Annotated in this window: 17 protein-coding genes; 3 read left to right on the top strand and 14 right to left on the bottom strand. The window is 44.4% G+C overall.

The window, feature by feature from the left end:
- Positions 1-124: 124 nt before the first annotated feature.
- The 5 genes from PN466_RS12660 to PN466_RS12640 all read right to left on the bottom strand — a co-directional run bounded on the left by PN466_RS12660 (position 125) and on the right by PN466_RS12640 (position 7,482).
- Complete coding sequence (locus tag PN466_RS12660; RefSeq protein ID WP_271940000.1) at positions 125-2,860, bottom strand: CBS domain-containing protein; 2,736 nt, start codon at positions 2,858-2,860, stop codon at positions 125-127.
- Positions 2,861-2,939: 79 nt separating this feature from the next.
- A complete protein-coding gene (locus PN466_RS12655; RefSeq protein ID WP_271939999.1) occupies positions 2,940-3,299 on the bottom strand; it encodes a hypothetical protein in 360 nt (119 codons plus the stop codon).
- 202 nt (positions 3,300-3,501) lie between these two features.
- Positions 3,502-4,140 carry a Uma2 family endonuclease gene (locus tag PN466_RS12650; RefSeq protein ID WP_271939998.1) on the bottom strand — a complete coding sequence of 213 codons (639 nt, stop codon included), beginning with the start codon at positions 4,138-4,140 and terminating at the stop codon, positions 3,502-3,504.
- A gap of 383 nt (positions 4,141-4,523) precedes the next feature.
- A complete protein-coding gene (locus PN466_RS12645; protein WP_271939997.1) occupies positions 4,524-4,787 on the bottom strand; it encodes an element excision factor XisI family protein in 264 nt (87 codons plus the stop codon).
- Between the two features lie 151 nt (positions 4,788-4,938).
- Positions 4,939-7,482, bottom strand: a complete 2,544-nt coding sequence (locus PN466_RS12640) for a S8 family serine peptidase (protein WP_271939996.1) — start codon at positions 7,480-7,482, stop codon at positions 4,939-4,941.
- A 310-nt stretch (positions 7,483-7,792) separates the two neighbouring features.
- On the opposite strand from PN466_RS12640, the gene PN466_RS12635 reads away from it, so the two are divergent.
- Positions 7,793-9,958 (top strand): WD40 repeat domain-containing protein, encoded by a 2,166-nt coding sequence (locus PN466_RS12635; protein WP_271939995.1) that lies wholly within the window; start codon positions 7,793-7,795, stop codon positions 9,956-9,958.
- A gap of 76 nt (positions 9,959-10,034) precedes the next feature.
- Here PN466_RS12635 and hpf read toward each other — a convergent pair whose 3' ends face one another.
- On the bottom strand, positions 10,035-10,682 hold the full coding sequence (gene hpf / locus PN466_RS12630) for a ribosome hibernation-promoting factor, HPF/YfiA family (protein ID WP_271939994.1): 648 nt from the start codon (positions 10,680-10,682) through the stop codon (positions 10,035-10,037).
- A gap of 265 nt (positions 10,683-10,947) precedes the next feature.
- Here hpf and lipB point away from each other — a divergent pair, with 265 nt between their 5' ends.
- On the top strand, positions 10,948-11,610 hold the full coding sequence (lipB, locus tag PN466_RS12625; protein WP_271939993.1) for a lipoyl(octanoyl) transferase LipB: 663 nt from the start codon (positions 10,948-10,950) through the stop codon (positions 11,608-11,610).
- Between the two features lie 75 nt (positions 11,611-11,685).
- Here lipB and PN466_RS12620 read toward each other — a convergent pair whose 3' ends face one another.
- From PN466_RS12620 to PN466_RS12585, 8 genes are all read right to left on the bottom strand, one after another.
- A complete protein-coding gene (locus PN466_RS12620) occupies positions 11,686-12,162 on the bottom strand; it encodes a single-stranded DNA-binding protein (protein ID WP_271939992.1) in 477 nt (158 codons plus the stop codon).
- An 86-nt stretch (positions 12,163-12,248) separates the two neighbouring features.
- A complete protein-coding gene (gene sodX / locus PN466_RS12615; RefSeq protein WP_271939991.1) occupies positions 12,249-12,605 on the bottom strand; it encodes a nickel-type superoxide dismutase maturation protease in 357 nt (118 codons plus the stop codon).
- Between the two features lie 225 nt (positions 12,606-12,830).
- Positions 12,831-13,313, bottom strand: a complete 483-nt coding sequence (sodN, locus tag PN466_RS12610; protein ID WP_271939990.1) for a superoxide dismutase, Ni — start codon at positions 13,311-13,313, stop codon at positions 12,831-12,833.
- Positions 13,314-13,551: 238 nt separating this feature from the next.
- Positions 13,552-13,905, bottom strand: coding sequence for a zinc ribbon domain-containing protein (locus PN466_RS12605; RefSeq protein ID WP_271939989.1), 354 nt, complete (start codon positions 13,903-13,905; stop codon positions 13,552-13,554).
- A 39-nt stretch (positions 13,906-13,944) separates the two neighbouring features.
- Positions 13,945-14,622 carry a phosphoribosyltransferase gene (locus tag PN466_RS12600; protein ID WP_271939988.1) on the bottom strand — a complete coding sequence of 226 codons (678 nt, stop codon included), beginning with the start codon at positions 14,620-14,622 and terminating at the stop codon, positions 13,945-13,947.
- Positions 14,623-14,691: 69 nt separating this feature from the next.
- Entirely contained in the window at positions 14,692-16,080 is a 1,389-nt protein-coding gene (gene asnS, locus PN466_RS12595) for an asparagine--tRNA ligase (RefSeq protein ID WP_271939987.1), read from the bottom strand.
- Between the two features lie 302 nt (positions 16,081-16,382).
- Entirely contained in the window at positions 16,383-16,688 is a 306-nt protein-coding gene (locus PN466_RS12590; RefSeq protein ID WP_271939986.1) for a hypothetical protein, read from the bottom strand.
- 163 nt (positions 16,689-16,851) lie between these two features.
- On the bottom strand, positions 16,852-19,281 hold the full coding sequence (locus PN466_RS12585; protein ID WP_271939985.1) for a cache domain-containing protein: 2,430 nt from the start codon (positions 19,279-19,281) through the stop codon (positions 16,852-16,854).
- 372 nt (positions 19,282-19,653) lie between these two features.
- On the opposite strand from PN466_RS12585, the gene PN466_RS12580 reads away from it, so the two are divergent.
- A partial coding sequence (locus PN466_RS12580) for a two-partner secretion domain-containing protein (RefSeq protein WP_271939984.1) occupies positions 19,654-22,618 on the top strand: 2,965 nt, incomplete at its 3' end.

The raw sequence follows: 22,618 nt of genomic DNA, 5'->3' as shown, positions 1-22,618 counted from the left end.
AGAGTATAGCGTTTCTCTCTTCTATGAGGTACAGCTTGAAGCCTTAGAACCTAAGCCATACAAGCTATTACCTATTGCCTATTGCCTAGCGCTTCGCGCTATATTTCAAGAAATATTGCAAGCGCTATAATGGAAAATTTTTCTGCAAGAAAGCTTCAGCACTAGCGCGGTCTGTCAGTTCTCCATCTAATGTCATCTCCAGGAGTTTATCCAAAATCACCTTGAATTGACGACCCGGTTTATAGCCCAACTGCTTTAAGTCATTGCCATTTAAAATCGGCTTCGCTTGTGCCAGTTTCCACAAATATAACCAGATCTTTCGCCGCAAAACTCTAGGACTCTGCACCATGACTAAAATTAAGGTAGAAAAGCGATAGGGCTGGAGAGCGTTAACCATAGTGCTGGGGGATTCACAGGTGGGTAAAAGAGAGAGAATGGTGGTTTTTGCTGCTTCTAAATCCTTTAACCGTTCGATACTTTCGGCAGGCAATTGAAACCCAGAAGCGACCCAATAGCGGTATTCTGGCGCAAGATAGGCAATCATTACTTCAAGCAACAGTTGCCAGGGAGGGCACAGTCCAGGAGGATTAAAGCGACGTAAACATCGGTCAACGAGCTTCAGTTGTTTCCACAGTTCTGGAGTCAGTTCTAAACAGGAGTGAATACATTTGAGTGCGTCTAGATTGCCCAGGAGTTGAATCGCTCTTTTCCAATAGGGTGCTTCTAAGATATACTTCAGTTCATTTTTCAGCCGAGTTTGCAGGGCAGGCGCTCGGTTATTTTCAGCTACAGAAAGATCGTACACCCCACTGGCGATCGCATAACGAATATAGCCCTCCGTTTGTCCTTCTAACCGAAATCCTAACCGCACGGCAAACCGCACCGCTCGATAAATGCGGGTCGGATCTTCAATAAAGCTATTGGCGTGTAATACGCGCATTAACTGCGCCTCTAAGTCTAAAATACCACCGAAAAAGTCTAATACTTCACCAATGCGCGGAGGCGTAAGCCTCAAGGCTAAAGCATTAATTGTAAAATCTCTACGGTATAAATCTTGTCGAATTGAACTCGCTTCCACCTCCGGATTTGCCGCTGGATAGGGATAGAACTCGGTTCTTGCCGTAGCAATATCAACCCAAAGACTGCCTAATTCTGGATGTTTGTGCCAGAGTAGAGCAGCCGTTTGGAATTGCCCGTGAATCTGCAATCGAGCGCCCGAATAGTGTTGCTGTAAGACTTTCGCTAACTCCACTCCAGCTCCCGGTTGGGCAGCGCGATGATAGCCATCGACGACTAAATCCACATCCTGGAGATTGATGACTTTCTCCGTATCTGCCAGTAATAAATCCCGTACTCCGCCCCCAACTAAATATAAATGCCAGCCTCTTTGCTCGGCCGCTAGGGCAGCTTGCCGTAAAAGCTCCTGTAAGGGCCCGGTCAGACTCTCCTGTAGCATTTGCTTCATTGTTTCCGGCAAATAGCAGGACTTGAGCCGATTGAGTTGTATTTTCGCTCCTACTCGCTGTCCCGTTTCCTGAAGATGGAACTGGCGTAACACATCACTACGGGTGACAATGCCTACCAAATTGCCGTCCTCTAATACGGGTAAGCGACCAATATCATAGGTAACCATCAATGCCTCAATTTCCGGCAGTTGGGTCTCTGGGGTAATGGTTTTCAGATGGGGAGTCATGTAGCCCTTTACGGGAGCGTGGGAAAAGCCGTGATGGAGAGCAATATCGAGGTCGCGACGGGAAATAATCCCCACTAATTCCCCTTGGTGATTAACGACAGATAACCCAGAATGACCATAGCGTAACAGAATTCGTTGGGCTTGGGCGATCGCCGTTTCTGGTAGAATCGTTCGCACCGGTGAGGACATCAACTCCCGTGCCCTTGGTGCGGTGGGCACTTGGTTTTGCAGGTGTTGCACCAAATCCTCAAAGGTGGCTTCAATATTGTGCTCTCGCAGCGTCAAAGAGGCGGCTTGTGCATGACCTCCTCCTCCTAGGGGAGCAAACAGGGTATGCAGATTCAGGGGAGGATTGGAGGAAGACCGACATCTTTGTCGAGAGCGACCAATGACGGTTAACCGTTTTTCTTGTCCGGTTTCATACCAAGACCCAAATAATAGGGCATCACTATGGGTTAATCCCATCAGGCGAGTTGCAATACTGGACAATCCGGGCACAAAGTCAGAGGTGGGTAAGAGAACCCAGGATAATTGATACCCCTCGCAGGTGGTCGTATGCAATTGTTCTAGGGCAAGGGTGAGTAAGTCTTGCAATTGCGGAGATAATCCCGGTTCAACATATTCCCCAATCACCGATAAACTTGCGCCTTGGGTCATTAACCAAGCGAGGGCTAAAGCATCCCTAGGAGTACTCGAATCATAGGTCAGCGAACCGGTATCGACATGAATTCCCAAAGCCATCACGGTTGCTTCTGCGGGAGTTAATTCCAAAGATTCTAGCTGTTGCAACCGTTCCACAATCAGCGTCGTGGTTGCACCCACCGGTTCGATGACTAAGTGGGTAACCGGAAGGTCAGTCGCGGTATCGAGATGATGGTCATAGAGTTCTACCTGTTCGAGATGGGGTAGAGCAAACCAATCAGCGGCTAGTCCGAGGCGATCGCCCTGTTGGGTATCCACTACAATTAAACTGCGGATTTGCTCGACATTCACCGAGCGACGCTCAATTAAGGCATACTCATCCCGATAAAAGGCTAAAAACTCTCGCACCGTGGGATGACATCCACCCGTCAGCACCACCTGAGCGCCCGGTTTTAGGCGCGTTAACCCCACTGCTGCCCCTAGTGCATCAAAATCTGCGGTGGTATGGCACAAAATTAAATCCATGGGAATAGGGGGGTGGTAGAGCGGTCTCCGATCCTAATCTATCATTTCACAAGTAACCAGATCCTGTATTAAGTACAGGTTAATCCAACGATGCTTGCTTCCACTCTTGCCAAAAAAACTGTGACCAGAGGGTAAATAATAGTAAAGGAATAGCGACAAAAGATTCTATCAGAATAAGGCTATTCATTTTGAGCGACAGATCCCAGATGGGGGCAATGAGATAATGCCCCAATGTTAATTGACTGAGCAGAGAATAACCATAAAGGCCGATATAGGCAAGCGGAAACTTTTTTTGCCGATAGAACCAGAATCCTCCGATACCCAAAGGAGTCATCAACCACCAAATCGAATCAGTTAGGTAAGGAGAAAACCAATCGGGTTCCGGATAGAGATCGAAGTAAATCAGATTATCTGTGTAGTGAAGAATGGACGCAATCATATTCAATACTAACAAGATAAGAAGACAAGTGCATCTCTTGCTATTTAATAATTTCGGGGTAAGCATTTCAAATATCTCCTGACTCAAAATCGATGAAAGTGTAGAGATCTAACATCATCTATAGCGTTTCTCTCTTCTATGAGGTACAGCTTGAAGCCTTAGAACCTAAGCCATACAAGCTATTGCAAAGCAAGCCTATTGCCTAGCGCGAAGCGCTATACATAGTTCTCAGCCAATCCCGAAACATCCTGATTAATTCTAAATAACCTCTTGTTTCGGCTTGTTGGATAAATCTGGCAATTTCTGGTATGGGAATATTCGGAAAAAATTGACTGTTCGCTGAGGAAATATATTCTTGATTTTGTAATTGTTGGATCGTTAAAGCGTTGCCATCATAAATCCAAACTTCAGGCACTCCCAAAGAAGCATAAACCTGTAAGCGATCGCGGGAACTGCTGGTGATATCAATTTCAATGACGAGATCGGGGGGTGGATCGCCCGGTCTCAATCTGCGTCTGCCGCGAATGGCAGCAATATTGCGGATATAAAAACATTCATCGGGTTCTGCCCCGCTTAACTCTGGATGCTTGTATGTAGTCGAGCCAAGGGGATAAATATTTATTTCTAATTCTTCTGCAAGCGTCTCGACAAAACGCCCCATTACTTTTTTATGAAGTTCGTGTTCTGGTGAAGGTGACAAGATTTCTAAATTTCCACGATAGTAGGTTAAACGTAAACGGCGATCTTGCAGTTCTTCAAGAAGATTTTCGTAGGTTTTCCAACTGATACCCGAAAGATGGATAATTTCAGGGGGGGTTGCTATGGGCAAAATTGCTGTCATCGCTCTTCCTCAGAACGCTCTGGATCAATTATAGGCGATCGCTCATACTTAAGGTAATGTTATCCTGGCTTGCCCTACTACCTTGATAGCATTTGGGGTAATCTTTTAGAGTGTAGTTCACCCCAAAAAAGTGTTATAAAGTAAAGAGAAACTCCTCGTAAACTTATGCAAATCGAATACTATCCTAGCGATTACTACCCCTCAGCAAAAGATTTACCTAATTCAGATGAGATTCCTATGGATAACGAACTTCAAGATCTCATTGCCACTCTCCCCAAACCCATGCTCGCTTCCATTTGATCGGAGAGAATGGATTAGTTGTTTGGTGTAGATATGCGATTATACGCTGAACCCAACCAACCCGTCATTGTCTCTGATGTTTTTTAAGTATCCGTATCCCTAGAATCCTTTACAGAAATATTAGTTCCGTCGTGTTGAATCCAGATTTTGCCCTCAATAATATCAATATGAATTACCGAACCATGGACGCGCCGTTGGTTATCCCAACCCACATGCATTAATTCATAGCGATCGCGCTCTAAATCCAGGATAACCTCCGGTTCAATTTCCCCATTAGACGGTTTATATTGCCCATATTTGAGGAGCAGATTACGCACCAGTTCGTGATAGTTTCTTAGGGTATCCATTGGATCATTCTCCATTACACTTCATTAATAGGACTTGCGCAACGAATCCATATATAGGGAATTGGTGCGTTACACTTCGCTAATACACCCTACTGAATAGATGTAATGCGTAAGTCCTGATTAAAAACGATCAGTTGGATATCCCAATTTTTTAAACAGAAACAAAACTACCATTGAGCAGTTCCGGCGTTACATTGATAACCAGACCTAAGATTTGATTCGAGGGAGCAACGCGGATCAAAGTATTACCAGCAATATTTTCTAGAATCAGGTCAGCAGCAGACACGCCTCCACTGAGTCCAATGGTATCTGTACCCACTTCAAAATCAGCGATCGCGTCTGCATCTACTAGAGTAGATACTGGTATATCAGTACGTAGAAGAAATAAATCTTGTCCCGACCCCCCAAAGAGAATATCTATCCCAAGATCGCCGCTGAGAGTATCATTTCCGAATCCCCCAATCAGAATATCATTACCTTGTCCGCCATAGAGCAAATCATCTTGTTGTCCGCCATAAATCAGATCGTTGCCTTGATTGCCATTAATAATATCATTGCCTTGATTCCCATTAATTCCATCATTCCCTAAACCTCCAAAGAGTGTATCTAGTCCAGGCAAACCAGAAATATTATCATTTCCAGCGAGTCCATTAATCAGATCATTATTGTTAGTACCAAACAGGATTTCATTACCCGCAGTGGGTTGATTTGAGGGAGTAGGTGTGGAGGTTGGAGTAGAAGTTGGGGTTGAAGTAGATGCTGGTGCTGTTGGTTCTACAAAAGGAGCTGGGCTGGCTGAAGGAGGGGGCGACACTCTAGTGCCCGTGACTTGAATATTATCAAAGGCAAACCCTATATTTTCAATCTCTTTATTGACCAATTGCCCAAATTGTTGGAATTTAATCCGGACATCTGCTCCCAAGCTGAGACCATTAGATTGAGCAAAATCACTCAAGTTGATGCTCTTAGTTTGATACTGCTCAGTCGATTGAGAGCCAGTGAGATCGAATAACCGAAACCAGTTGTTCCCATCGACACTTAATGCTACTCCATCAGAATTGTTAGAACCCACAAACTGGGACGGCATAGGTTCATCTATATCTCCAAATTCCCGTTGATCGAAACTCAGTTGAACTCCAGTGTAATTGTTGGCATCAACGTGCAAAATAACTTCATTCAGAGGAGAAACAGGTTCTTCATCCGTAAATTTAACCTTCAGGCTTTCTAGAACTAAATGACGGGTGCCTAGAGGATTTTTATCACCAGTCACTTGAATCCGTCCCGGCCCGTTCGTTTGAGTTTCGTAAGCTAGGGGTAGGTCGCCATCTTCAAAATTATCGGTAAATGGTAGCGAGGCGGCTTTGATCGCGCCGAAGACAGCATCATAGGCATTAATTAACCCAATCCCTGTTTTTGTATCTTTTCCTGGTGCGCCAATATCTTTCGCTGTAGACTCTAAACGCGCGTAAATTTGTTGAGGGGTAAAATTGGGGTTAGCTTGTTTAATTAATGCTGCGATCGCAGCAGCATGAGGAGCCGCCGCCGAAGTTCCAGCAAAATTAGGAAAGGTATTTCCATCAACATCAGCACCAAAAAAGGTCGTATCTGTATTCTGAAGGGCAGCAAAATCAACTCCATTGCGGATTTCTGGTGTCGCTTTTAGAGTTCCATCCGGGTTAAAGAGAATCGTTACCGGCCCAAACGATGAAAAATTTGCTCCCTTGGTTTGATCGAAGTAATTAACCGCTCCAACTCCTCGCCCCTGAGTGGCTGCGGGATGGCCGTAGATGGCTGGACTCTTGGTGTCAAATTCTAATTTTTCCATGCCTCCGAAAACCCCTTCGTTGACATATTTTATCCGCCCAGGTTGCGGCCCCGTCACCAATTTAATCGCCAGATCGTACTCCTGGGTTTGACCAGTTGGATTGGTAAACGTCAATGTTTCCAAGGGTTGTTGAGACTGGAGATTGTTCTCAGTTCCAGATGCGACAACAGTGTTAGTATTGGCTTCAAGTAGTTGAATGTCTAAGTTCGTATCTACACCACTATTTGTATAAAAAGGGTCATTCCACTGAAGAGTTAAGTCTATTTTAGACCCAGCACCAAGACTAAATCGTTGTCTAGTATCGACTCCTGCTCCAGGATCGAAGTCATGAAACAAAACATTGGCTTCTAAAGGATCGTTGGCTCCAGCAAAATTTGTTGATTCATAAGCTTGATTGCCTGCATTACCTGCCGCAGAAAAGTAGGGAACGCCCCGCTGTGTGACGACTTCATCAACCGCTCGGCTAAGTACCCCATCTTGAAAAAACGGTTCTGTAGGAAAACCAATATCGTCAACGATGATCTGTGCATTGCCCTTTGCTGGATCTGCCAAGTCACGAATCGCTTGTGCCATCGTGTCTTCGTTTGCTCCAGCAGATGCAAAAAGTAAAGTCGCTCCGGGGGCTAAACCGTGAATGAGTTGCATCATCGCACGACCTTCATCCTCTCCACTAGGATCGTCAGACAGTACCTGAATCCGATTAGCTGGAGGCAGATCTCCTGATGCAATATCTGCGCCTGCTCCACCCTTCGCGTTATAACTATCGCTAATGACTCCAATGCGGATTCCCGTTCCATCAAACCCTGCTGGTAGAGCAGCTCGCACTCGTTCTGTTTCATGGAGGAAGTCAGCTTGGCTGATAACTTTCATAGTTGGTTATATTTCAATAAATTTTCGTGTAGACAGAAGTTGTACTGTGTAATTGAATGAGAGTCTTACAGCACACTCGAAGCAAAGATATCACATGATAATCTATTTTTCTCTGATCAATAATTAAGAAATCTATACACTTTACACTGCACTATTTTTTGTCACTCTGAGACAACCCTTGTCTTGACTAAATTTTAGAACTCTTACAGGATTGGAGATCGCGACGGTTTTTCCTGTCTGAGAACATCCATGGCAATTTAAGTGATTCAGCAATGCATACTACACTAGATCCAGGAATGGGGATCTTGCCATGTCGAACAACAAGCCAACGGTGGACAACCGCCATTGGACGGAAATTGCTGAATCTGTGTCTATTGTCGCCTCAGTGGTGGGTGCTGGGTTTGCTATGCTTCTGGAAAAAGTGGTTTTTGTCGCCACTCCGATGTCTTTGTCTCTGTTTCTGAATCTAATTAACCGTCAACGTTTAGCTGCACAGTATCAGCAGGATCGACAAACGGATCTGCCGCAACTGCAAGCTACCCTGTCTGAAGAGATTGAATCTTTACGCGCAGTGCTACTTTCTCTAGGGAGTGAAATCAACCCTCGACAGTGGGAACAAGGGCTAAGTAGAGTTGAAACTAACTTAACGAACCGTTTATCGGTTTTAGAAACCCTAGATTTTAAGATTATGGAAGAAGAGTTAGCCCAACTTCGCAATCAATCTAATTATGTTCTCGAATCCTTAGCCCAGATTCTACAACGGCTCGATCGCCTCCCCACAGAAGAGAGACTTCAAACCCTAGAATCTCAATTAACCGAAGTCTCTGGGGAAGTCAAAACCCTTAAGCAAGACGTAGACGGCGATCTAGCTGAACTGCGCGGTCAATATAGCAGACTTCAAGAGCATCTGGATCAAAGTTTTAGTGAATTTCAGGACAGTCTCAGCACCTGGAAAGAAGCCTTACAAGCACAAATCGATCGCCTGGATCTAAGCCAATTAAACACCGCATCCAGCCAACTGCAAAGCCTGGAAAGCACCTTAGAACGACTCGGTTCCCAATCAACTGAGTTACTTAACTCCATTGTTCACGTCAACGAACAGTTACAATCTTTACCCGTTCCCCAAACTTCTGGCGACGTTCTCCCCAAATTAAGCCAACTGCAAACCCAACTCGACCAACTTTCAGCCGAAATTGGGCGCTTACCGAGCCAAACCACAGCCCCAGAAGCTGATACCGAAACTACTCTTTCCCAACTCCAAAGTCAACTCAATCAACAAACTGAGCTACTACTCCAGGTACAAAACCGTTTAGAGCGATCGCCCGAACCCCCGACTATCGACGCAGACCCTCCGGTTTCTGATGTCAAAAGCTTTACCGAACGTGCTGAAAAATGGGTCAGTCGGATTAAACAAGGGTTTGATGACTTTCAATCTCAGATGGACTTTGAACCCGATCTGAGCCGTGACGATGAATGGGGAGAGGATGATGAGTGGGAAACCCCTGCACCGGTTCAACCGGCAACCCCTAAAGCTTCATCTCCAGGAGTTTCTCCCCCAGAGTCCGTTAAAAGTAAAACAGGTTGGCAATGCGTGAAAACCCTCACTCAATCGAGCGCTGTCACCTGTTTAGCCCTCAGTTCCGATGGTAGTCGGTTAGTTAGTGGGGGCTATCAGGAAATGAATGGGGTCGATTTAAGCACCTATGAAATCACCCGATTATCCTTAGATACCGAAGATTTATCCGTGAGTTCCGTTGCCCTCAGTCGAGATGGGAAAACCCTAGCCGCAGCGACCGGAGAAATTGAAATTTGGAACTTAACGACAGGGAAACTGCTGCAACAACTCGAATGTGAAGATTGGACAACAGTGGTTGCCATCAGTGCCGATGGTCAAACCCTGGTGAGCGCGGGTTCAGAACCCTTGGAAGAGAAGAGTTCCCTCAGATTTTGGGATTTTGCTCACGGAGAGTTGATCCGCACGAATTATTATGTCGATTATGAGATTGATTCGTTAGGGTTTAGCAGAGACGGGGATGTTTTGGCGATCGCCGGCCGCAACGATCATCGCGGTTTAATCCAAGTTTGGCAAGTGGGAGCCGATACTCCCCAAATGACTCTCGAAGTGACCATGGCTCTCTATAGTGTAGCGCTGACACCAGATGCTCAAATGTTAGCCGGTGGATGTGGCGATCGCACCATTAAACTGTGGAATTGTAGTACGAGGGGGTTAGTGCGAACCTTTTCTGGCCATCAAGGTATTGTGTATGCAGTCGGTCTTAACCCAGAGGGGCAAGTGCTAGTCAGCGGTAGTCATGACCAGACGATTAAACTCTGGGAACTAGAGACCGGTGAAGAAATCGATACCCTAGTGGGACATCAAGGCCCGGTAACCGCTGTTGCCTTCAGTCCAGATGGGAAAACTTTAATCAGTGGTTCCCAAGACATGAGTGTTAAAATCTGGCAACAAACCGGTTAACGGCAACCGAGATGGCATTTGAGGCGTGTCGTCTCTTCTGCCATCGGGCCGTTGTAATCCAAATCATGAATCCCAGTTAAGCATTGGAGCTTACAGGCGCATTCGCTTGAGCGGTTGAACCATTGCGACCATGAGTATGGCCATTGCCATTGCGGGGCATGAGCACTCCATATCCGCCATGGTTGCGCTCATAAATCACATTGATTTCTCCCGTTTGTGCATTTCTGAACATAAAGAAATCATGGCCCACGAGTTGCAACTGTTCAAGAGCTTCTTCCACACTCATCGGAGGCATGGCAAAATACTTGGTTCTGACTACATCTGCGGGCAGTTCCGGAGTACGATTAGCCAGTAGATCGCTAATCTCTTCCGTGTCTTCCAGAATTTCAGGGGGTTCAATCTCTCCCTTGGTTTTGTGTTTGTTGTTGTGACGCTTTTCCTTATACTTACGCAGCCGTCGAGCAATCTTATCTGCCACTAAATCTATGCTGGCGTAGAGGTCTTCACTGCTCTCCTCTGACCGAATGACTGTTCCATTAGCATAAATGGTCACTTCAGCCGTCTGCTTGGGGTTTATCCGGGGATTACGAGCTACTGAAAGATTGACATCAACCTCTGTTGTCAGATTCTCAAAATGACTGACAGCCTTTTCGACTTTTTGATGAACATATTCACGAATTGCATCTGTTATTTCAATGTTTTTTCCCTGGATAACAAGCTTCATATAAGCTTCCTCCCATTAAACGAATTTTCTTAGGCTAGCCTGACTCTTAGTGTGAGGCTAAGAGAGACTTCCTATTGGAGTTATACGTTTACACTAGCATTTTGTATTCTGCTGAACACAACCATTAAAAATCTGTTGCATCCCTTGACAATTCTTGATGTTTTAACCGGATATTTTTCTAAACTTATGTTAAAATTAACCCAATTTTTGAGATGAGTAGTGCGAAGGAAGAGGCGATCAGCACTCTAGCAATAGGCAATAGATTATGGGATTAGAGGCGATCGCAGCTCGCGGCTGTCAGGTTTGGCAACTGGGACTGCTGCCCTATGAAAGGACATGGCAATGGCAGCAAGAACTGGTGGCCGAACGGCGAGAGAATCCTGAGTTAGAAGATGTGTTAATGTTGCTCGAACATCCTCCCGTCTATACTCTGGGACGAGGAGCCACCCTAGACTTTCTCAAATTCGATCCGGATCGCCCCCCAGCAGAACTCCATCGCGTCGAACGGGGAGGCGAGGTCACCTATCACTGTCCCGGTCAATTGGTGGGCTATCCAATTTTGAATTTAACCTACTATCAACGGGATCTCCATTGGTATCTGCGGCAACTAGAAACGGTTTTAATTGAGACGCTTCGGGTTTATGGCTTAAGAGCCGATCGCATTCCGGGTTTAACTGGGGTTTGGCTCAATGGGTATAAAGTGGGGGCGATCGGCATTAAGGTCAGTCGTTGGATTACCATGCATGGCTTCTCCCTCAACGTCAATCCCGATCTCGAAGGCTTTAAGGCGATCGTTCCTTGTGGAATTGGCGATCGCCCCGTCGGGACTCTAGCGCAATTCGCTCCCCACATTTCCCTCACCGACATCCGCCAAACCCTCCCAGAGATCTTTGCCCAAGTCTTTCAGGTATCCCTGGTGATGAGATAGGCGAATGGGGGGATAGGGGGACACGGAGATCGCTTGTTCCCTATTCCCTATTCCCTATTCCCTATTACCTATTCCCTAAAATGGAATTTCATCTTCTTCCAAGGGTTGAATATTCGCAGGGGGTGGCGCAACCGGAGCTGGAGTGGGTTGGGGACGAGGAGATGCTGAAGCAGGAGTAGACATAGGAATGACGTTATCCTGGACGCTGGCAGTTGCCCCCACAGTTGCTAAAGGCTGAGTTGCTACGGGTTCCCCATGGACATTATGGATACGGGAAACGATCAACTCTGCCCGTTTTTCCTTAAATCCTTCTGGGCGATCGAACGTATTCATTCTCAGGCTACCCTGAAGAATCACCCGATCCCCTTGATGATACCCTTGGGCAATTTCCGTTGCTAAGTTTCCCCATCCCACTGCCTTCAACGTATGGGGTGGATCTTCTGCCTTCGTCGCCGCGAACTGGACTAACATCTCTGTTACTGCTGTCTCATCTGGCGTATAGCGCAGTTGAGGATCTTGGACAATCTGGGCGATTAAAATACAACTATTCATTTAACTTGAAGAAAAATTCATCATCAGCACAATTTTAGCGAATATTCCCTAAACTCGGCGATCTGCTGAAACCCCAACGGCTCAGATTAGTCGTTCAAGAATCGACTGGTGACCCGACCAACAAGACATTGCGGTTCGACCCATCCAAAACTCCAACTATCTGTACTACACGATCGATTGTCACCTTGTACAAAACAAGCTCCACTTTGATCGATAGAAATGACCCGTTTGATAAGACGCAAATCGGGTTGCTGAGGAGACCAAATCACAACAACATCGTTTACGGAGGGTCGCTCATATCGATATGCCCGTCTATCAACCAAAACTTCATCTCCCGGTTGCAACACAGGCAACATGGAAATGCCTTCAACACGAAAACGCTGCCTCTGCCTCAATAACCAAAGTAATATATCCACAAGGTTACTGTCTCGGATTTGAGGCATAGCGCTTCGTGTGGCAGAAAGGTAATTAGTAATGGATAAACTGTTTTTCCTTTAACAATACCTTCGCTATTTTCTTGTAGGTTGGGTTTCACTTCATTAAATCCAACCTACCAATCCAGACATTTTTAGTTTTGGCGAAGGTATTGCCTTAAACGTCGTCATTTCTACTGTAATCCCATTCCCCTAATCTACTTCGCTGAGATTGGGGAATAAGGTACGGGATGTTTAGCTGGCTTTATACCAAGGAACATCAGTCCGATTTTTGGTAGCCCAGAAAATTTCTTGGATCTCTTTGATGGCATCCATTAACTCATTGGCGTGTTGTAGGCTAACTTCCACTTTGCAAGCAGAACACAACTTAGCAATGTTCCAAAATTTGGTGTGTAAATCAGGAAACTGCTCTAAATGAACGGGTTTAAAGTAATCTGTCCATAAAACTAACAGTTCTGTCTTTGCTAAGTGCGCTTGCTCTTCTTTGATTTGAATATAGCGAGAGAGCGTATTGTTATACGCTGCCATTGCTTTGGCATCGTCAGGGGCTGGAGGTTGCAAATCCAGAATTTTCTTGGTCATGGATAAAACTGCTTCAGCCGCAATTCTAGCTGATGCAGGATCATACACACCACAAGGTCCATCACAATGAGCATGAACAGCAGGAGCTGGAAACCAAGTTTTTACTTGGGTAGCAATCGTTTTGAAGAAGTGCATGAACACAATTCCCTTCAATCTATAGACCCCTAAATTTTACCATTGTATGGATCATTGATTGAAACTTTGTTGGAATGAGTGAAGGTGAACAGATGTAAAGATTTATGTCTGTATGTGTTAGGATGAGTCATGGAAATGGCTATTCACCTCTCTCGTTTTTATCGATGGGTTAAAGAATGACGAAGTAAGGCGATCATTGGTGATTTGGATAACCAAAAACGCTAGAGAGGAATGGGGATTAAATCGATAGCCATAAGCTGACAATCAATAGGGCTAAGAGGATAATCCAAATAGAGTTTTTTTGAAACCACGATCGCCATCGCCAACTCCCTCCTCTATACTGTCCCCTCGATTCAGGAACAAGGGGTTGTTCTTGATTATGGTATAAAGTGCAATCCTTAGCAGTTGGCCGTTGAGGAAAATCACAGGTATCATCAGCATGATAGATGCAAGTGTCGCAAAGATAGCCTTCTCCTTGGGAACGGTGGAGGGGAATACCCGGATGACCATGGGCTTTAAGGATAAACTGACAGTGGGGACAACTGACTGCATCAGAAGCGATCGCCTGTTTACATCGAGGACATTTAACCATAATTCCTATTACCTATATACCCATTACCAGCGCATAGCACTATAACCATTCAGATTGAGTCATCAAACAGGCGATCGCCTCTGACATTTCGACTTGTTCAAATTGAGTATAAAACCGACTTACACTTAAAAAGGGATCGGGGGTCGCTAAAATCATCATTCGATCGCACCAGTGTCCTAACTGCTGCTCTAAACCTACGGGAGCAACAGGGGTTACCACCCAAATTTGAGCAGGACAGCGGGCACGGGTCGCTAAAATTGCTACAGCCATTGTCATCCCCGTGGCCATACCATCATCCACTAAAATGGCGATCGCCCCTTGAGGATTAACTGTCGGACAGTGGGGAGATAAAGTGGCTAACTGTTCTTGGGCCCTTTGCTGGGCAACGGCTTGCCGACTTTGCCACGTTCTGCTTTGGCTTTCTTCTTCAGATAAGGTGGACCATACCACTTGACCGCAGGCTGTGATCGCACCTACAGCTAATTCTTGGTTGTTAGCACTGGTGATTTTTTTAGCTACAATTACAGCTAAGGGACAGTAGAGAGCCTGAGCAATGGGTTTAGCTACGGGTAATCCTCCTCTGGGAAGAGCATAAACAATTACTCTTCCTGAGTGATTCAAGTTAGCTTGCCACTGCTCAATTTCGGGTTTAATCGCGATCGCCAACTGTTCACCCGCATCTTGGCGATCGCGGAACGGGAGGATAATGTTGCTCATAGCATAGAAGTTGCCAAAGTGCAATTAGCCACAATCATAAACAATCCAACTCGTTTGGCAAGTCCTGACTTAAAAGTCCAAACTCAGAGGAGCGCGGGGGAAGGGAATCACATCCCGAATATTGCCCATTCCCGTCATAAACTGCACCAACCGTTCAAAGCCTAATCCAAAACCGGCATGGGGAACGGTGCCAAAGCGGCGCAAATCTAAATACCACCATAACTCTTCTGGATTAATACCATGTGATCGCATCCGATTTTCCAGGATATCTAAGCGCTCTTCCCGTTGCGAACCACCAATAATCTCGCCAATATTGGGTGCAAGGACATCCATCGCCCGAACCGTTTTACCATCATCGCCGACGCGCATATAAAAAGCCTTAATTTCAATGGGATAATCGGTGACAATTACTGGCTTTTTGAATAATTTCTCGGCAAGATAGCGCTCATGTTCCGATTGCAGGTCTAATCCCCACTCTACGGGAAACTCAAACTTATCCGGCGCTTTTTCCAAAAGGGCGATCGCTTCCGTATACGTGACCCGCTCAAACTGATTGTTAATAATATTATCTGCTGTCGCCAACACCGTGTTATCAATCCGTTGGTTAAAAAACTCCATATCCTCCGGGCACTTCTCCAACACCGACTTAAACACGAACTGCAAAAACTGTTCGGCTAAATCCATATTGCCCTCTAGATCGCAAAAGGCCATTTCCGGTTCAATCATCCAAAACTCAGCCAAATGGCGCGAGGTATTCGAGTTCTCCGCCCGAAACGTGGGGCCAAAGGTATACACATTCCCAAAGGCCATAGCCATCACTTCAGCTTCCAATTGTCCACTGACCGTAAGATAGGCCGGTTTGCCAAAAAAGTCTTGGGAATAATCCACCGTTTGCTCTTTCGTGTGGGGCACATTTTTCAGATCCAAGCTCGTCACTGCCAACAATTCACCCGCACCTTCACAATCATTCCCCGTGATAATGGGCGTGTGCATCCACAAAAAGCCCCGTTGTTGAAAAAACTCATGAACGGCTGCTGCACAGGCATTACGGACGCGGAAAACCGCCCCTAACGTATTAGTTCGCGATCGCCAATGGGCGATCGTTCTTAAGAACTCAAAGGAGTGGCGCTTCTTCTGTAAGGGATAATTCTCATCTGCTTCCCCATACACCACTACCGTTTCCGCTTTCAGCTCTACCCGTTGTCCCTTCGCGGGAGAAGCCACTAAAACCCCTTCCACTTCCACCGATGCGCCGGTACTCAAAGACTTCAGCACCCGATCGTAATCAGCCATCTCCTGATCCAGAACTACTTGCAAATTCGCCAAACAGGAACCATCATTGACTTCCATAAACGAAAATGCCTTCAGTTCTCGTTTCGTCTGTACCCATCCTTGGATCGTTAGGCGATCGTCTGGGTTTCCTTGACGCAGAATTTCCGCAATGCGCTTTGTGGTCATAAACTGGTTTACCTTAATCTCTTCAATATCTTACCTATCACCTATCAGTATGGGGGATAGGGAGATGAGGAGGCGATCGCTAAAGAGCTGGGTAAGGAGATTTGGCGTAAGGCTAACTCTATTTCATCTGGAGAATATCGGAAAAAGGGATAACACCTGTCGGGATATAAAGGTTTGACGACAGTCAACCTGGGTATGTCTGGATAACGGCTGTTTGCAATCCGTTACAAATAGGCGGGGTAATTATGGGTTCAGTACCAAGTTGGGACACACTTATGATCGCGCTAGGATTCACAGAATTATCAAGTAAAGTGAGCGATCGCCTTTGAAAGCCCTATCCTGTAAGAGTTTCCAGCTATACTTCCCCTCATTGCACCTTCGCTAGTTTTTTCGAGATCGTAATACTCATCGGGATGATGTTGAATATATTTCTGAGCTGCTCTTTTTAATGCTTGTTCAGTATTACAAAAAGCGACAAAGCACCTAAACAAATCCGAATGATAAATTGAGAAAATATAAATGATTTCTGCTGATTTTTCTTCTCTAGCTTTAAGAAAAGCAGAATAGGTTGCTTGGTATGTAAGCTTTTTAAATTTTTTGTAATTCAACTCAAGTACTATGTTAAACTCAAAAGATATTTTTCTATCGTTAACTTTGTCAATATCCTCATTTTTATGAAGTCTAGTTCTTCTATAGCGTAAAAAATGGTTTTCCCATTACCCATTACCGCGCGAAGCGCTGTATTTTCACTGAGGCTTCCTGAGAGAGTCGTCAATTTTTTCTCGATACACCCTGGGAAATCGGAAGTGCAATCTGAAACTCTGCTCCCCCTCCGACTTCAGACATACAAGATAAGCTTCCTCTATGTCGTTCCACCACAATTTGATAACTAATGGACAAGCCTAAACCGGTTCCTTGACCCACGGGTTTAGTCGTAAAAAAGGGATTAAACAATTGTTCTCTTATGGAAGCACATATCCCTGGACCATTATCAGCGATTGTAATCATCACCCGATCTGGACTGCATAAGGAAGTGCTAATAGTTAAAGTTGGCAACTTTCCCTCGTCAGACTCAGAGGAGATCGTTCGGCAATTTTCTAGAGCATCAATGCCATTGGCTAAAATGTTCATAAAAACCTGATTTAATTGCCCTGGATAACATTCGATTTTAGGCAGATCTCCATATTTCTTAATCACCTTTACTTCTTTTTGTTCTAATTTTCCTTTTAGATTGTTTTGCAAAATCAACAAACTATTCTCAATTCCTTCATGCACATCAACTTCCTTAATTCCATCTTCATCTAGACGAGAAAAATTACGGAGTGAATTAACAATTTCTCGAATTCGTTCCGAGCCTGATTTCATAGAGGATAAAATCTTCCGAAAATCAGGAAATATAAATTCTAATTCTATTTCTTCTATCAATTGTGTGATTTCAGTTGAGGGATCTGGATAATGTTTTTGGTACAATTCAATTAAACTTAATAGATCTTGTGCATAAGTTTCTGCCGGTAAAATATTGCCATGGATAAAATTAATCGGATTATTGATTTCGTGAGCAATTCCCGCTACCAATTGACCTAAACCGGACATTTTTTCAGCTTGAATCAGTTGGCTTTGAGTGGCTCGTAGATTTTTCAGTGCGACTTCTGCGGATTCTTTTGCCTGTTTGAGTTCTTCTTCTGCGGCTTTGCGATCGCTAATATCGGTTCCTGTACTAATCACGTATTGAATATAGCCTCGATCGTCAAGTAATACGGTATCCGACCAAGCGATTTGCCGTAAGCGTTTATCTTTGGTTATCCAAGAACTCTCATATTGAATCGGAAATTGTAAATTTGACCGTTGAGCATCAAAACACTGGTTCTGAAATTGACTGAAGTTCGATTGAGCCTGTTGTCTATCATCATCTGCTAAGAATATCTCCCAAAAGAAACAATTCTTAACTTCTTTAAAGGAATACAGTGTGGTTTGTTCGCAAGCACGGTTAAATCGAACAATTCTGCCTCGATCATCTAAAACAATAACCAAAGATCCAGCGGTATCTAGAATAGTGGAAACAAAAGTTTTCTCTGCTTCCAAGACTTTAAATAACTTTCCTACTTGAGCTGTCATTTGATTAAATGTGGTAGCTAAAAGCCCTAATTCATCCGATTCTACAATTTCGACTTTAGTATCAAAATTTCCTTTGCGAATTTCCAGGGCTGCTTCTGTCAAATTCTTGAGTGGAGAGAGAATGCGATGGGCACGATAAAATCCAATCGCCATAGAAATAAGTGTAATAATAAATAAAGATACACCGGTAATCCATAACATTCTGGCGATCGGTGCATAAGCTTCATTAACTGGTAACTCAACAACTAACTTCCATTTCATACTGGGAATAGCAGTAGTTGCGCCTAAGACTTTTTGATCGTACAATCCTGAATAAATATTGAGTTGAGTTTTCTGCTCAGGAAAAAGATATTTTAACAAATTAGGATTAGAAATGTGTTGAAATCTAAATTTTTCTGGCATCATTCCTGTTTTGGCAACAATGATATTACGCTCATCTAAAACATATGTATAACCCGTTTTTCCCACGGTAGTATTGGAAACTATCAATCCCAGAAAACTTAAGTCAATTTCAGCAATCAACACACCATCTATTTGATCTTCCTCATTGCGAATGGGAACAGATAAGATAGTTTGAGGGAGACCATTCTTTTTATTAATATGAACAGAAGTAATATACCGATCTTTTTTATTAAAAGAGTACTTAAAAATCGGAGATTTACTCATATCTTGTCCCAGGTTTATTTCTTTTTCTGGATTGAGAAAAGCTAAGTTGATGACTTTGCCGTGACGATCAATGATAGCGACCGATTTATAGGCATTATTATAACGAATTAATCCTTCTAACAAATTCCTTTGATCTTTAATGTCTAAATTTGTCAGTCCTCTAATTGTCGATAAGAATCTCAATTTAACTTGGATATTATCTAAGTAATTATTGATTTTGTTTGCCGCGGATTCTGAACGTTTTTGTTGTAACTCTTGATTCTTTTTTAGCTCAGATTTCAGACTTAAATATCCCAGGATACTGCCTGTAGTCAACACACTAACAACACCGACCAGAATCAGGCTGTATCGGAGTTGGGTGGACAGGGAGAAAAATTTAGGAAAATTTTTATGATTACGATTAAAAAATATATGTTTCATGAAAATTTTGAAAAATGTTATTTTAACAATTAAAACAGTGGATATTCTAGTCAGTATTAAAATACTGATAATATAGGTCAAAATAAATAATTGACGACGCATATTCAAGGTGATCTTCTAAGTCGAAATGGATCAGAGATTGCCTTCTGCTCAGGCTCGATCGCAACTCAAACATCAGTACTATCTAGCTATTTTAGCTCACTCGTGTGAAAAAAATGTGAAGATTATTAAATCATTATTAAGATCCCAGAGGCAAAAAAAAGCTATCATAGATGAAAATAGTCTACTAATCTCTATCGACTCTCTCTTGCTTTCATCGAAAAAGATAGATTATTTTAATTTAAACAATTATGATGCTGGGAATGGGGAAGTATGAACATACTTATTAATAAGAGTCTAGCTAGTGGGAAATATGGGTGGGTGTATTTTCTAGTGGCGAGTATCCTGATGTATTTCAATGGTGGATTTGCTTCGCCAGCTTTCGCTCAATCGATTATTCCGGCACAAGATAGGGTAGGGACTATTGTTTCTCCAGGGAATAATCAACAGTTTAATATTCAAGGCGGAACGCAAGCTGGGCAAAACCTCTTCCATAGTTTCCAACAATTTGGATTAACCCAGGGACAAATTGCTAACTTTATAGCTCAACCGGATATCCAAAATATTTTGGGTCGTGTGGTTGGTGGAGATCCTTCCGTGATTAATGGATTAATTCAACTGAGTAATAGTACGGCTAACCTCTATTTGATCAATCCTGCGGGTATTCTATTTGGACCAAATTCTAGTTTAAATGTGCCCGCAGACTTTTATGCGACTACAGCAACTTCAATAGGATTAGGAATCGATCAATGGTTTAATATAGTGGGTTCTAATGATTGGAGTACCTTAACAGGAACACCTGCGGAATTTAAATTTGAGGGGGCAAATCCTGGAAGCATTGTTAATCTGGGTGATTTACAAGTTAATGAACAGCAAACGCTAGGTTTAATTGGTGGTAATACGCTTAATTTTGGAACCCTATCCGCACCAAGGGGACGTATTACGATCTCTGCGGTTCCGGGACACAATTCGGTGCGGATCTCCCAAGACGGCCATCTATTAAGTTTAGATCTGCCTGTGAACTCGGAAAATACGAACTCTCAAGCCATTACCCCGTTAACACTTCCTGAACTGTTGACCAGCAGTAAACTGGATCATGCCAAAAGTTTAACGGTTAATTCCCAGGGACAGGTGGTGTTAACCGGATCGGGGATCGCGCTTCCAGATAGATCGGGAGTAGCGATCGCCTCCGGAACCCTCGATACGTCTAGTATAACCGGCGGAAATATAAATATTCTAGGCGATCGCGTTGGCATCATCGATGCCCAGATTAATGCTTCCGGAAACCAAGGCGGTGGAATCATCAACATTGGCGGTTCATTCCAAGGAAACGGCCCCCTTCCCAACAGCGAATTTACCCTAGTGAATGAAAACAGCATCATCAATGCCGATGCGCTCCTCAATGGAGATGGGGGAAATATTGTCATCTGGAGCGACGACACCACCCAATTTTCAGGTCAAATTAGTGCCAGAGGAGGAGAAAATTCTGGGAATGGCGGATTTGTCGAAGTTTCCGGTCAATCATTTTTAAGTTACCAAGGAGAAGTAGACACGACTGCACCTCAAGGAAAAATAGGAACGCTATTGCTTGATCCGACCAATATTACCGTGGTTCCTGAAGGAGGAGACACCAGTAACCTAGAAGATGTAAATCAATTTAGTGATACTGACCTGAATCCTAGCGAAAGTATTACCCGAATCAACGTAAGTGCTATTAATAGTGCAGAAACCAACGTCACCTTGCAAGCGAATGAAAATATCACCTTCAGTGCAGCAGTTAATATGACCTTTGAATCTATTGGACTCTCTGCTGAAGCTGGAACCTCTATAGATGTTGCGGAAAGCATCACCACCAATAATGGCAATCTTACCCTTGATGCTCCCACCATTAACATTAATGCTCCACTGAGTACAGGGGGAGGCTTAGTTTCCCTCAAAGATAGCACTGCATCAACTAACTCTTCTATTACCGTTAATCAGAACATTAGTACCAGCGGAGGAGATATTTTACTCGGTGGTGCAACGGCAGCAGATACTCCAAACATCGATGTGAATACAGTGCTGAATACAGAAGGGGGTCAGTTTAGTGCGATCGCCAATCAGATTACCACTGGAGATATCACTACCAGTGGTGGTACAGTCAATGTAACTGCTGATAGCACAATCTCCCTGGGCAGTATTAATACTTCTAGCACTACCAGTAGTGGAGGAGATGTTACTTTAAACAGTTCCCAAAATATAGAAGTAACCTCAATCAATACCGAAGGGTTAACCAGCGGAGGAAATGTTGACCTCACGGCTGATGGTTTTGTCCGCGTTACCGGAACCTTCAGCGCAAGCAATAGTGAAACTGCCAGTATTTCCACCGTTGGAGACACAATTGGTGGAAGTATCGCCATTACCCATGGTGGAAATGGCACCACCCCTTTTATTGTCGGCGATGCCACCACCAATGGTACAGCAGGCGCGATTACCAGAGGCACGGAGGCAGAATCAACGATTGGTATTACTAATGAATATCTAGAACCTCATACCCAGGATACAGAGAATATTCAAATCATCACAACTGCAACCAACCCAACAACAGACCCAACAACAAGTCCCCCAGAAGTCCCTCCCAGCGATCCGACTCCTCCCCCCAGTGCAGAACAACCTCCAGGAGAGCAACCTCCAGGAGAGCAACCTCCAGGAGAGCAACCTCCAACAGGAGAGCAACCGCCGACAGGAGAACAACCTCCGATAGAAGAACAACCTCCGATAGGAGAACAACCTCCGATAGGAGAACAACCTCCGATAGGAGAACAACCTCCGATAGGAGAACAGCCTCCGATAGGAGAACAGCCTCCGATAGGAGAACAGCCTCCGACAGGAGAACAGCCTCCGATAGGAGAACAGCCTCCGACAGGAGAACAGCCTCCCCAAGATGGTAACCTGAACAACCCCACTAATTCTGCCCCACAAGAGTTTGGGGAGAATGTTGACCAGTTAAACACCACTAGAGAAGGTTTAGAGAATTCCGTATCTTTGAATGAGCAGTTTGGCGATTTTGGCCCTGGAGGTGACTTGGGAGCAGAGGGCAATTTTGGTCCTGGAGGTAATTTTGGTGAACCCGGTTCCGATGATCCTGGAGGTAATTTTGGTGAACCCGGTTCCGATGGTCCTGGAAGTAATTTTGGTGAACCCGGTTCCGATGATCCTGGAAGTAATTTTGGTGAACCCGGTTCCGATGGTCCTGGAG

The sequence above is a fragment of the Roseofilum reptotaenium CS-1145 genome (genome assembly GCF_028330985.1).
Taxonomy (GTDB): Bacteria; Cyanobacteriota; Cyanobacteriia; order Cyanobacteriales; family Desertifilaceae; genus Roseofilum; species Roseofilum reptotaenium.
The sequence above is the reverse complement of the archived record's forward strand: the minus strand, read 5'-3'. Positions and strand labels throughout refer to the sequence as shown.